Raw genomic sequence first — 11,961 nt, forward strand, 5'->3', positions numbered from 1 at the left:
TATGGCACAGAAGATACGGATCAAGCTTGTACGGAGTACCATAGGAACCCTTCCCAAGCAGCGGGCGACCGTTAGGTCATTGGGTCTGCGGAAGATCGGATCAACCACCGAACAGGAAGCCACCCCCGCCATTTTAGGCATGGTCAGGACCGTGGCGCATCTGGTGGCGGTGGAGGAGATTAAATAATGCACGATTTTGATCTGCGCGCCCCCGAAGGCGCCAATAAAAAGAAGCGTATTGTCGGCCGCGGCCAGGGTTCCGGAAGGGGAACCACCTCCGGGAAAGGCAATAAGGGGCAGAAAGCCCGTTCCGGCGGAAAAACCTACGTTGGTTTTGAAGGCGGACAGATGCCCCTGTACCGGCGTCTCGCGCACCGGGGCTTTTCAAACTATCCCTTTAAGAAGGAATTCCAGGTAATCAATCTGGGAGAAATCGAAAAGCGGTACAGTGACGGGGAAACCGTTGATGCGGCTACTCTGATACAGAAAGGGCTCGCTAAGGGAACAGTGCCGGTTAAGATCCTCGGAGACGGGGAATTCACCAAGAAACTCAACTTTACCGCTGTTGCCATGTCCGCATCGGCTAAGCAGAAGATTGAGAAAGCAGGCGGTTCCGTTGCCGCCGCCGAAAACGGCGGCGATAAAGCCGACGCGTAAAGCGCCTTATATAGGGATGTTTCATGGCTAGCAATGCATTGGTTGGTATTTTTAGGGTTAAGGAGCTTCGCGAGCGGGTACTGTTTACCACATTGATGCTCATCGTCTTCCGTCTCGGGACGGTGCTTCCCATTCCGGGCATCAATGTCCGGGCGCTGAACGCTTACTTTTTATCCATGCAGAATTCCGGGAATGCCATTATAGATTACCTCGACTTTTTTGCCGGCGGTGCATTCTCCAATTTCTCGGTGTTCATGCTGGGTATAATGCCCTATATCTCCATGTCCATCATCATGCAGCTTCTGCTTATCGTCTTCCCCAGGCTTAAGAAAATATCCGAGGAAGAGGGCGGCAAGAAAAAAATCCAGGGATACCAGCGCATCGGTACGGTTGTGGTCTGTCTTATCCAGTCTTTCGCGGTCACCCAATACGCCCAGAGTATTTCACGGACCGTGGAAGATCTGCTTACCATGCCCATGCTTTCGTTCACCCTGATTGCCATGATGACGGTCACCACGGGAACCATGTTCCTTATGTGGATCGGCGAACAGATTACCAAACGGGGTATCGGAAACGGTATATCCCTGCTGATCTTTGCCGGTATCGTGGCACGGCTTCCCCAGGCAGTGTGGGAACTCATTACCCGGGTCCGGAGCGGGGATCTCAATCTCGTATTCGTTATTGTTGTATTCGTCATGTTTGTGGCCATCGTAACCCTGGTTGTGTTCGAGCAGCAGGGGCAGCGGAAAATCCCCGTGCATTACGCAAAACGGGTGGTCGGACGCAAGATGTACGGCGCCCAGAATACCTACATACCCTTTAAGATCAATCCCTCCGGAGTTATTCCGGTAATTTTTGCGTCATCCATATTGACGTTTCCATTGCAGATCGCATCCACCATCGGCGGTAATGTTGCCTGGCTCGCGGCAGTTTCCCGGGCGCTGAACCCCCAGGGTGTGCTTTACAATGTACTCTACGTTCTGCTCATCGTATTCTTCGCCTATTTCTATACTCAGGTCAGCCTGAATCCCATTGAAATAGCCAAGAATATCCGTGAAAACGGCGGTTCCATTCCCGGAATCAGGACCGACAGGATTGAAGAGTATTTGACCAAGATCCTGAACCGTATTGTTCTGCCCGGGTCATTGTACCTGGCGGTCATTGCGGTTCTTCCGACCATTATCCAGAGGCTGTTCAACTTTCCGCCTTCAATCTCCTACCTTATGGGCGGTACATCACTGCTGATTATGGTCGGGGTTGACCTGGATACCATGAGCCAGATTGAGGCGCTTCTTAAGATGCACCACCATGACGGGCTTACGAAAAAAGGTAAACTCAGGGGTCGGAACCTGTAGGGCCGCCGGCCGGAAAATGTGCATATTTCATTTTTCGGCGGAAAGCCCTAGGCGAATCGGAAAAAATTCGCTTTAATAGTATATTACCGAAAGATCCGGGCTGCCCTCATCTACAAAAAGCCCGGATTCTTGTACGGAACTAATTGTAAGTTACTTACAAGGGAGAAAAGAAGGATGAAAGTCCGGACAAGTGTAAAACCTATTTGCGATAAATGCAAAGTGATTAAGCGGAACGGTATAATCCGTATCGTTTGTCAGAATCCAAAGCATAAACAGAAACAAGGCTAGGGGGTGTTGTATCTATGGCTCGTATAGCAGGGGTTGACCTCCCTAACAAGCACGTAAACATTGCTTTGACCTATATCTTCGGGATCGGCCGGTCCAGCGCCGATGAAATCTGCGCCAAGGCCAAGATCGATCCCATGCGGCTCATCAATGACCTGTCCCAGGAGGAACTCAACGAACTCCGGCAGCTCATTGAAAATGAATACAAGGTTGAAGGCCGTTTACGGACTGAGATAGCCCTGAACATCAAACGGCTTATGGATATCGGCTGTTACCGCGGCCTCCGGCACCGGAAAGGCCTGCCCTTGCGCGGCCAGCGGACCCGGACAAACGCGCGGACCCGGAAGGGTAAGAAAAAGACCGTTGCCGGCAAGAAGAAATAGGCGGAGGAAACAGTGGCTGCTAATACCAAGAAACGGAAAGAGAAGAAGTCCGTATATGAAGGGAACGTTTACATTCAGGCTACGTTCAATAATACCATCGTAACTATCACCGACCTTATGGGCAACGCTATTTCATGGGCGAGCTCCGGCGGTTTGGGATTCAGGGGCGCCAAAAAATCGACCCCCTTTGCGGCCCAGTCGGTAACCGAGATCGCGGCCCAGAAGGCTATGCAGGTCGGGCTCCGGGAAGTGCATGTTTACGTTAAGGGTCCCGGAATCGGCCGTGAATCGGCAATCCGGCAGCTTGGCGCTCTGGGAATTAAAGTCCGGTCCATCAATGATGTAACCCCGATTCCGCACAACGGCTGCCGTCCGCGGAAAACCAGGCGTATCTAAGAAGGGAGAGAAGTTATGGCACGATATACAGGACCAGTTTGCCGTTTATGCCGGACTGAGCAGAAGAAACTGATGCTCAAAGGTGACCGGTGCAAAAGCGACAAGTGTCCCATTAATAGAAAACGGCCGGCCCCGGGAAAGGATCCCAAAGCACGGCCCGGAAAACGCTCTGATTACGGATTCCAGCTCAGGGAAAAACAGAAGCTCAAGAGAATATACGGAATGCAGGAAAAACAGTTCAGCCTTTTCTTTGACCGGGCTCTGCGCACTTCCGGCATCACCGGTGAGAACCTTTTTATTCTCCTGGAACGCAGACTTGACAACGTCGTGTACCGGATGCGTTTTGCCACAAGCAGAAGCCAGGCCCGTCAGATTGTTCTGCACGGTCATGTCACCGTAAACGGCCGGCGTGTTAATGTTCCTTCTTTCCTGGTCAAACCCAATGATGTTATTGAAATTAAGGAACCCAGCAAAAATATGGTGGTCATCAAAGAAGCTCTTAAGGAATTCGGCAAATCAGGAGTTATGCCCTGGCTGCAGCTCGACCCTGACACCATGAAGGGAACCTTCATGGCAATTCCCCGCCGCAGCGATATAACCGATCTGGCGGACATCAAAGAGCAGATGATCGTCGAATTATATTCAAAATAAGGAGCACCCATGGCCCGTAAGAACCTGCTTAAAGGATTCAAACGTCCCAAAGGCATCACCTTTGAGCACGGTGAACTCAAGCCGAATTACGGCAAGTTCATCGCCGCCCCTTTCGAACCGGGATTCGGAACGACAGTGGGAAATACCTTGCGAAGGGTTCTCCTCTCATCGATCCAGGGGTATGCGATCACTGCGGTTAAGATTACGTCCTATGACGCCGACGGGGTTCCCCACAGCGTTTCCAGTGAATTTGAAACGATTCCAAATATCGTTGAGGATACTCTGGAGGTAATCAACAACCTCAAACAGATCCGTCTCCGGCTTCCCGAAGACGTGGAGCAGGATATACTCCTGTATGAATGGTCCGGAAAAGGCGAAATCAAAAGTGATGATTTCGAACGCACCGGACAGGTTGAAGTACTGAGTGCCGGCCAGCACATTATGACCCTTATGGATGACGCCCATGTGGAATTCGAGATCCAGGTTGATCTCGGCCGTGGGTATATTCCTTCCGAGGTGAACGAACGCTACGTGGATGTAATCGGTACAATCCCCATGGATGCGATTTTCACACCCGTGAAGAAGGTCAAATTCGCGGTGGAACCCACCAGGGTCGGCCAGCGCAGTGACTACGACAAACTGGTGCTTGAGATCTGGACCGACGGAACGGTTAAGCCCGACGATTCCCTTGCGGAAGCGGCCAAGATCGCCAAGGATCATTTTTCGGTTTTTATCAACTTTGACGAAAATAACCTCGGAACCGAGGAAGATCTCGATGAAGACGACGAGCGGATCCGGCAGATCCTCAACACTCCGGTGGAGGAACTGGAACTTTCCGTAAGGTCTTCGAACTGTTTGAAGAACGCGAATATTAAGACCATTGGGGAACTGACCCGGAAAACCGAGGACGATATTGCCAAGACGAGAAACTTCGGCAAAAAATCCCTCCAGGAAATTAAGGAAAAACTTAAGGAATGGAACCTGGGCCTCGGCATCACGGACATGAATGTCCTGAAGAACGCGGTAAAGATTACCCCGGATAAGGAAGATAAAGATGAAGCATAAACGCGGATTTAATCCCCTTGAACGGACTTCGGCCCACAGGAAAGCCCTTCATCGCAGCATGGTTACGTCCTTATTCAGATATGAAAGGATAAGGACCACTAAAGCGAAGGCCCTTGAAATCCGCCGGAGCGCGGAAAAAATGATCACCCGGGCAAAGGTGGATTCCGTCCACAACCGGCGCCTTGTCTCGAGCCGTCTCTATGATGAAGGGGTTGTGGCGAAGCTGTTTACGATCATTGCTCCCCGTATGCAGGACAGGCCCGGCGGTTATACCCGGATCATCAAGCTTGGCGAGCGCGCCGGGGACGCGGCGGAAATCGTGATCCTCGAGCTCGTGGATTACCAGCTCGACACCGGCGATTCCAAAGACAAGGATAAAAAGGCCAAGAAGCAGCCTGCCAAGAAAGCCGCGGCGCCCAAAGCAGCCAAGGAAAAGGCCAAGACCGAGAAAAAGGAACCAGCCAAAGCTGCAAAGCCCGCCGCTAAGGCGCCCAAAGCTGAAAAACCCGAAGTTTCCGATGCGGAAAAGGCTGAATAGGGGAGGAGAAGAATATGTCTAAAGCACACAGAGGAAAAGGTATCCGTGAACTTCCTTCCCGCGGACGGGGTGAATGTCCCGTCTGCAAGCGGTCCAACATCAAAGTTCTGTATGAGCAGGAATCGGGTGAAACAAAAGTGAAAATCTGCAAAACCTGCAAGGCCGCGATCAAACACGGAACGAAAAGCGTATAATAGAAGCTGTAACAGCTGTATTCGAAAGCCTTAAAAGCCGCTGGTTTTTAAGGCTTTTTTTATTCGCTGGTCAGGTTATGCCAGTGTCTGGATACTGAATACCGACGGTATGCTCCGGATGTTCTTTAAGATAAGTTTCAGGTCGTTCTGCTTTTCAAGCTGCATGGTGAAAAAACCCGTCAGATGGTTGCTGCCGCTTTCCTCAAGGCGGCCTTCTATGAGATGCCCCTGGTGTTTGCGCACCGCGCCTTCGATTTCGGAAAAAAGATCCGTAGCCATCCGCGCTTCAACCTTGAACCGTTTAACCAGAAGGGATGTGGCGTTTTCCCATTCCACATATATTTTCCGTTCCGCAAAATCGGGGATGTTTTTGAGATTGCTGCAGTTTTCCCGGTGTATGATGATTCCCCGGCCCCGGGAAACGTATCCGATGATGGGATCCCCCGTAACCGGGTGGCAGCACCGGGCGAAGCGGATCATCATGTTTTTTTCATCCTCAACCTTGACATGCAGTACCTGGGCATCCAGAACCTGTTCGTTTATCACCCGCTGCTGGATGAGTTCGGCGGGTTTCGCCTCGGGCGCCGCGTGCTGTGGTTCAGCGGACGGAAGCGGCGGCTTCTTTTTCGCCACCACGTTCTTTTCGATAATAAGGGAATCGTCGTGCTGAACCAGCCAGGACCGGATTTTGCTCCGCGCTTTGGATGTCTTTACCGCCCTGAGCCAGTTGAGGTTTGGGTGCGCGCTGGGTGCGGTCAGGATTTCCACCACCTGGGTATTCCGAAGCTCCGACGAAAGAGGCACAATGGCGCCGTTCACCTTCGCGCCCATACAGTGTTCGCCGATATCGGAATGGATGTAATAGGCGAAGTCTATGGGAGTCGCCCCGGCGGGCAGTTCAATCACCTTGCCCTGGGGGGTAAATACATAAATTGAATCTTTCAGTATTTCCCGTTTAATATCCTCCAGGAATCCCGCGGAATTATCCGGTTCCTGTTCCGATAGGTTCCAGGTTTTAAGACGGTTAACAATGGACAGGTCTTCGGGACGGACAATTTCCGAAGTGCTTCCTTTTTTGTAAAGCCAGTGGCTGGCGACACCGTACTCAGCGGTCCGTTCCATCTCAAAGGTTCTGATCTGAATTTCGAGAAGTTTTCCGTCATAGGACATAACCGTTGTATGGAGGCTCTGGTAACCGTTAGCCTTGGGCATGGCGATATAATCTTTAAACCGGCCGTCGATTGGTTTCCATAACCTGTGGACAATGCCGAGCAGGGTATAACAGTTTTCTATACTGTCGCAGAGTATCCTGATTCCGAACAGGTCATAGAGATCCCCGGCGTTTTTATTCCGCTTCCGCATTTTTTTATAAATTGAATAAAAATGCTTGGCCCTGCTTTTTACCTCGATGGGGATATTCGAGACCGCGGCCTCCCCGCGGATGGCGTCCTGCACTTTTTCGAGGAACTGGTTCCGCTCGTCCCTTTTAAGGGAAACTATTTCTTTTATCTGGAGATAGGCTTCCCGGTTGAGCTGTTTGAGGGAAAGGTCTTCCAGTTCATCCTTGAGCCAGGAAATACCGAGCCTGTCCGCCAGGGGAGCGTAGATATCCAGGCATTCCTGTGCCCGCTGTTTCCGCTGTTCCGGCGGCAGGTGGTCAAGGGTCCGCATGTTGTGGAGTTTATCCGCCAGTTTGATAAGGATTACCCGGATATCCTTGACCATGGCAAAAAGCATTTTCCGGATATTCTCGGCTTCCTGGATTGTTTTGTTCTTCGCGGAAATATCGGCGATTTCCGAAACACCTTCCACCAAAAGCGCCGCCGTATCGCCGAACCGTTCGGCAATCGCCTCCTTGGTCGTTCCGGTATTGTCCAGAACTCCGTGGAGCAGCGCCGCAGTCACGGCGTCACTGTCCAGGTGCAGGTCAATGAGAATTGACGCGACCCCCAGCGGATGGATGATATAGGGTTCGCCGGATGCCCGCTTCTGCCCGGCATGGATCTCCTCTGCCCAGCGGGCCGCGCGGAGAATCCGGTCCCGTTCTTCCGGAGGATAGGGTTCAATTTTTGCCGTAAAGTCTGAAATATATTTTTCCATGGTTACGCGTTTCCCCTCGGCGGAAAACCGTTAATCCGGAAAAGCCGCGCCGATTACCCGGTCCTTCCCTGACAGATCCCGGTGAACTTCAATGTCGGTATACCTGTGTTCTCCCAGTATCACGGCAATGGCGGGCATTTGTCTAGGGTCGGCTTCAAGGAGCAGCTTCGCCGGGGAATTCATCTTTTCAGGGGCTTCGGCGATAATGCGCCGGATGTAATCGAGGCCGTCCGCTCCGCCGTCCAGGGCGAGCCGCGGCTCATGCCTGACTTCCCTGTCCAGTCCGGAGATCATGCTTCCGGGGACATAGGGCGGATTCGAAACAATGAGATCGAATTTTCCCGGCAGGCTGCGCAGAAGGTCGCTCCGGAAGAAGCTGATAGAGCGGCTTTCCGGTTTTCCGCCGAGAAGTCTCCGGGCGTTTTCCTCCGCGACCGCAAGTGCGGCTTCTGAAATATCCGAGGCTGAAACGGAAATATCCGGTATTTCGTGCTTTACCGCAACGGCTACCGCTCCTGATCCCGTGCAGAGATCGAGCACCCGCAGCGGTCCGGTCCGGGAAGCCGCCGGCATCTTCCGGATTTCCGCGATGGCCGCCTCAACCAGGATTTCCGTATCCGGCCGGGGAACCAGCACATCGGGGGTAATAAAAAAATCCAGCCCCCAGAACTCCTTGTGTCCGGTTATATAGGCCACATTTTCCCCGGCAATACGCCGCTGTATATGTTCGTCAAAAATGGTCTGGTTTTCTTCCGGAAGTTCCATGCCGTCATGTACCAGAAGGTAGGAACGGTCGATGCCGAGAATATCCGCAAGTATCAGTGAAGCATCGAGCCGGGGTGTTCCGATACCGGCGGCGGCAAGCAGGGCTGTCCCTTGGGAAAGGGCTTCCCCGCGGGTCATGACGCCGTCGCTGCGGTGCTGGAAGCCCGGAGCAGTTCTTCCCGGGCGTGGAGTTTGAGGGCATCCAGCATTTCCTGAATATCCCCCTGCATAATGAGGTCGAGTTTGTATAAAGTAAGGTTTATTCTGTGGTCTGTCAGGCGGTTCTGGGGGAAATTGTACGTCCTGATCCGCTCCGACCGGTCACCGCTGCCTACCTGGCTCTTGCGGGCCTCCGCCCGTTCGGCATGGGCTTTGGCTTCTTCCATTTCATAGATCCGGGCCCGGAGTATGCGCATGGCCTTGGCTTTGTTTTTGATCTGGCTTTTTTCGTCCTGGCAGTGGACGCTCAGTCCCGATGGCAGGTGGGTTATGCGTACCGCCGAATCGGTGGTGTTTACACACTGGCCTCCGGGACCGCCGGCGCGCATTACATCGATGCGGAGATCCTCCTGGCGGATATCGATTTCGGTTTCATCCGCCTCGGGAAGAACCGCCACGGTGACCGCGGATGTATGGATCCGTCCGGATGTTTCGGTCGAGGGTACCCGCTGTACCCGGTGGACCCCGGACTCGTACCGGAAGTTTTCATAGACATTGCTGCCGTTTATGGAAAAGATTATTTCCTTAAATCCGCCGAGTTCGGTTTCATTGGAGTTCATTATCTCGAATTTCCAGCCCCTGGTCTCCGCGTACCGGGAATACATTCTGTAGAGGTCCGCCGCGAAAAGGGCCGCCTCATCGCCGCCGGTTCCGGCGCGGATTTCCATGATAATATTTTTTTCATCCAGGGGATCCCGGGGAATAAGGAGAAATTTCAGCCGGTCTTCGGCTTCGGTGAGGCGTTCTTCAAGTTCCCGCAGTTCCTCCCGGGCAAGCTCCCGCATTTCCGGGTCCTTCTCATCCTGGACCAGGGTTTTCGCGTCTTCCATTTGGGCGGTGAGGGTTTCTGTTTCCTGATAAGCCGCGGAAACTTCCGAAAGCTGTGAATATTCCTTCATAAGGGTCCGGTATTTCTGCTGGTCTTTAACCAGTTCCGGATCCTGAATTTCTCCGCTCAGGTTATCGTACCTCTGGAGAAGGGATGCTAAACGTTCATTCACCTCAGGTTTTCTCCTGAAAAAGAGGACAGGAATAAACCACTATTTCCATGGGATTGTCCTTGTTTGAAAACGCTTCCATGGCCTTTAAAATGGTATTCTGGACTCTGCAGGTGCCATTCTGGCTGCACAGCGGACAGGCACCGTTCCCCCGGGGATTGATTTCTACTTCCATACCTTAATAATACCAGATGTGGAATTATTTCGCAATCGGTGTTTTTTGACATTTTTATAAATTGTGTAAAAATGTTTTTTATACTTTTTAGAGGTTTGCCGCGGGTCATCCGCTGTAGTAATATGGAATGAGAAGCAAAACGGCGGAATTACCGGCTGCCGGTACCGTACTGCTTGAAACGCTCTCCCATCAGACGGGACCCCCGGGATCGATATTTCCATGCTTTTGTGAAGAATTCTATGTATACCGCGGTTGTCCGGAATTCCGCTATCGGAAATCCGTTTTTTTTGTTACAATTAAACTATGCTGAATTTGCGGGAACAGTGGGAAAAACTGAAAGCCCTGATCACGGAAAAACCGCGTTTTTTTCTGATCGGCGCGGGCGCTGGCCTTTGTATCCTCATTTTCAGCCTGATACTGATGCTGGTGGTGCTGAATAACGGCCGGAATTCCCGGCAGGAAGAGGCCAGGGGCCTGGCGGACCGGTTCGGTCCAATGCCGGTAAACCAGGACGATCTTTTCTGGCCCGATGAACCCGATTTTATTCCCGGAGTAGAGCTCGACAGGATTCCCCGCAGGTTCCCCCAGGGGGATACGGATATTCCCTACTGGACGGATCCCGGGAAAAACTCGGACCTATGGAGTGAACGGATCGGTTCCGCAGTTGATGAATTGATGGAGAAGATACCATGATTAAACGGGTTTTCCCGGCGCTTTTGTGTGCTGCCTCTGTATTGCTGTTTTCCTGCAAATCTTCCCCTGAAGTCCAGCCTGACGAAACAGCCGGCGCCGGGAATGAAGCGGTCATGGACCTCCCGGAGCCCGGGGCTGATTATCCGGAAGAACCCGCCGAAGAATTCCGGGACGATGATGAACCTTCTGTGGTGTTCCCTCCTGAAGAGCCGATACTGATTCCGTATCAGGGCGAGCTGCTGGAACCTTCATATTCATTTGCTGAAGTAAATCCCGAAGAGCCGCCCCCCGCGGAGGCTCCCGATGAACCGTTCCCGGTCCAGGAACCTGTACCCGACGGTGACGCCCTTTCGGTTCTTTCGCCGGAAGATAAGCCGCCGGCTGGTCCGGGCCAGCTTCCGGACGGCTCCGGAGAGTCCGGGGACAGTTCTCCCGGCGGCACGTCCGGCGGCGGACCGGGACAGGATCCGTCTCCGCCCTGGTTTATACGCCCCGCGGAACCGGACGACGGGATCTCGCCGGTCCGGGAGCCGCTGCCGGTTCCGGTTAACCCCATTCCCGAAACTCCGGCGTCGCCTCCTCCGGTTATCGATGACGGGCAGATCGAATATTCCCGCACCGTCCGGGCCACGGTGGGGCAGCTGATAGAAATTCCCTTCCGGGGGACGGGATGGGTCTATCTTGGCGAGCTGAGTTCCCGGCGAGGGATTGCCTATGATTCCCGGCGGCTCGATCAGGAAGGTCAAAGCTTTATCTTCAGGGCGGAAGCCCCGGGAACCTATTCCCTTAAATTCTATAAACAGGATTTTATCCGGGATTATATTCTCAACGACCATGTTAAGGTAATTATCGGGGAAGCCCCTGAAATTTCCGGAGCCGGGTGGTTTAATGCGCCGGTGGACCGGGGCAGGGTTGTGGCGGAGCCGCGGTGGCCCCTGTCGGCGGCCGATGAGGAACGGTACCGGAATTCCCCGGCGGAAGAAACCCCGGACACTTCCGGCGCTGCGGGAACGGCGGCGGATACGGTTCCGGTATTGCCGGAGCAGGCCTCTTCTCCGGCTTCTCCCGAAAGTGCTGCGGCTTCCGGAGCTCAGCCGGCGGAAAGATACGATGACGGGATTGTACCGGTGACTCCGGTGTCACCGGCGGCCGCTCCGGAGACTTCCCAGCCCGATGGGGGGATAGCCATTCCCGCTGATTCCCCACCGGATTTCTATATTACCAAAGCTCAAGAGGAATTCGACGCCGGACGGGTAGGATCAGCGCTGTATATTCTGGACCAATTCAGGGAGCGGTTCCCCTCGGGAAGTGACGAAGCCTGGTGGCTCTACGGCCAGCTGCTGGAGGCAAACGGACCTAACAGGGATATCCGCGCCGCGGTGGGATACTACCGCCGGCTTATCCAGGAATATCCTCAAAGCCCCCGGTACGACGATGCCCGGCGGCGCATCGCGTACCTGGAACGGTATTATTTCACTATTCAGTAG

16 protein-coding genes are annotated in these 11,961 nt (G+C 53.3%); 12 read left to right on the forward strand and 4 right to left on the reverse strand.

Features of this window, described 5'->3' with window-relative positions; translation table 11 throughout:
• Position 1 precedes the first annotated feature (1 nt).
• The 10 genes from rpmD to JFL75_RS17510 all read left to right on the forward strand — a co-directional run bounded on the left by rpmD (position 2) and on the right by JFL75_RS17510 (position 5,524).
• Positions 2-187 carry a 50S ribosomal protein L30 gene (gene rpmD, locus JFL75_RS17465; protein ID WP_215627956.1) on the forward strand — a complete coding sequence of 62 codons (186 nt, stop codon included), beginning with the start codon at positions 2-4 and terminating at the stop codon, positions 185-187.
• Positions 187-657, forward strand: coding sequence for a 50S ribosomal protein L15 (rplO, locus tag JFL75_RS17470; RefSeq protein WP_215627957.1), 471 nt, complete (start codon positions 187-189; stop codon positions 655-657). The genes rpmD and rplO overlap by 1 nt, the downstream gene beginning before the upstream one ends.
• A gap of 23 nt (positions 658-680) precedes the next feature.
• On the forward strand, positions 681-2,012 hold the full coding sequence (secY, locus tag JFL75_RS17475) for a preprotein translocase subunit SecY (RefSeq protein ID WP_215627958.1): 1,332 nt from the start codon (positions 681-683) through the stop codon (positions 2,010-2,012).
• 174 nt (positions 2,013-2,186) lie between these two features.
• Positions 2,187-2,300 (forward strand): 50S ribosomal protein L36, encoded by a 114-nt coding sequence (gene rpmJ, locus JFL75_RS17480; RefSeq protein ID WP_215627959.1) that lies wholly within the window; start codon positions 2,187-2,189, stop codon positions 2,298-2,300.
• Between the two features lie 14 nt (positions 2,301-2,314).
• Positions 2,315-2,680 carry a 30S ribosomal protein S13 gene (gene rpsM, locus JFL75_RS17485; protein WP_215627960.1) on the forward strand — a complete coding sequence of 122 codons (366 nt, stop codon included), beginning with the start codon at positions 2,315-2,317 and terminating at the stop codon, positions 2,678-2,680.
• A 12-nt stretch (positions 2,681-2,692) separates the two neighbouring features.
• Positions 2,693-3,076, forward strand: a complete 384-nt coding sequence (rpsK, locus tag JFL75_RS17490; RefSeq protein WP_215627961.1) for a 30S ribosomal protein S11 — start codon at positions 2,693-2,695, stop codon at positions 3,074-3,076.
• 15 nt (positions 3,077-3,091) lie between these two features.
• A complete protein-coding gene (gene rpsD / locus JFL75_RS17495) occupies positions 3,092-3,727 on the forward strand; it encodes a 30S ribosomal protein S4 (RefSeq protein ID WP_215627962.1) in 636 nt (211 codons plus the stop codon).
• A gap of 9 nt (positions 3,728-3,736) precedes the next feature.
• On the forward strand, positions 3,737-4,792 hold the full coding sequence (locus tag JFL75_RS17500; protein WP_215627963.1) for a DNA-directed RNA polymerase subunit alpha: 1,056 nt from the start codon (positions 3,737-3,739) through the stop codon (positions 4,790-4,792).
• Positions 4,782-5,330 carry a 50S ribosomal protein L17 gene (rplQ, locus tag JFL75_RS17505; protein WP_215627964.1) on the forward strand — a complete coding sequence of 183 codons (549 nt, stop codon included), beginning with the start codon at positions 4,782-4,784 and terminating at the stop codon, positions 5,328-5,330. Before JFL75_RS17500 ends, rplQ begins: the two co-directional genes overlap by 11 nt.
• A 14-nt stretch (positions 5,331-5,344) precedes the next feature.
• Entirely contained in the window at positions 5,345-5,524 is a 180-nt protein-coding gene (locus JFL75_RS17510) for a hypothetical protein (RefSeq protein ID WP_215627965.1), read from the forward strand.
• 75 nt (positions 5,525-5,599) lie between these two features.
• Here JFL75_RS17510 and JFL75_RS17515 read toward each other — a convergent pair whose 3' ends face one another.
• The 4 genes from JFL75_RS17515 to JFL75_RS17530 are packed head-to-tail and all read right to left on the reverse strand — an operon-like array spanning position 5,600 to position 9,781.
• Positions 5,600-7,624 carry a RelA/SpoT family protein gene (locus JFL75_RS17515; protein WP_215627966.1) on the reverse strand — a complete coding sequence of 675 codons (2,025 nt, stop codon included), beginning with the start codon at positions 7,622-7,624 and terminating at the stop codon, positions 5,600-5,602.
• Between the two features lie 30 nt (positions 7,625-7,654).
• The gene (prmC, locus tag JFL75_RS17520; RefSeq protein ID WP_215627967.1) at positions 7,655-8,527 is read right to left on the reverse strand and encodes a peptide chain release factor N(5)-glutamine methyltransferase; all 873 of its coding nucleotides are present in this window, start codon (positions 8,525-8,527) and stop codon (positions 7,655-7,657) included.
• Positions 8,524-9,609 carry a peptide chain release factor 1 gene (gene prfA, locus JFL75_RS17525; protein ID WP_215627968.1) on the reverse strand — a complete coding sequence of 362 codons (1,086 nt, stop codon included), beginning with the start codon at positions 9,607-9,609 and terminating at the stop codon, positions 8,524-8,526. Before prfA ends, prmC begins: the two co-directional genes overlap by 4 nt.
• Before the next feature lies 1 nt (position 9,610).
• Positions 9,611-9,781, reverse strand: coding sequence for a hypothetical protein (locus tag JFL75_RS17530; RefSeq protein WP_215627969.1), 171 nt, complete (start codon positions 9,779-9,781; stop codon positions 9,611-9,613).
• 303 nt (positions 9,782-10,084) lie between these two features.
• On the opposite strand from JFL75_RS17530, the gene JFL75_RS17535 reads away from it, so the two are divergent.
• Both JFL75_RS17535 and JFL75_RS17540 read left to right on the forward strand, forming a co-directional pair.
• Positions 10,085-10,474 (forward strand): hypothetical protein, encoded by a 390-nt coding sequence (locus JFL75_RS17535; protein WP_215627970.1) that lies wholly within the window; start codon positions 10,085-10,087, stop codon positions 10,472-10,474.
• Positions 10,471-11,961: a tetratricopeptide repeat protein gene (locus JFL75_RS17540; protein WP_215627971.1), complete on the forward strand. Its 1,491-nt coding sequence runs from the start codon at positions 10,471-10,473 to the stop codon at positions 11,959-11,961. The genes JFL75_RS17535 and JFL75_RS17540 overlap by 4 nt, the downstream gene beginning before the upstream one ends.

The sequence above is a fragment of the Breznakiella homolactica genome (genome assembly GCF_016616095.2).
GTDB classification, from domain to species: Bacteria; Spirochaetota; Spirochaetia; order Treponematales; family Breznakiellaceae; genus Breznakiella; species Breznakiella homolactica.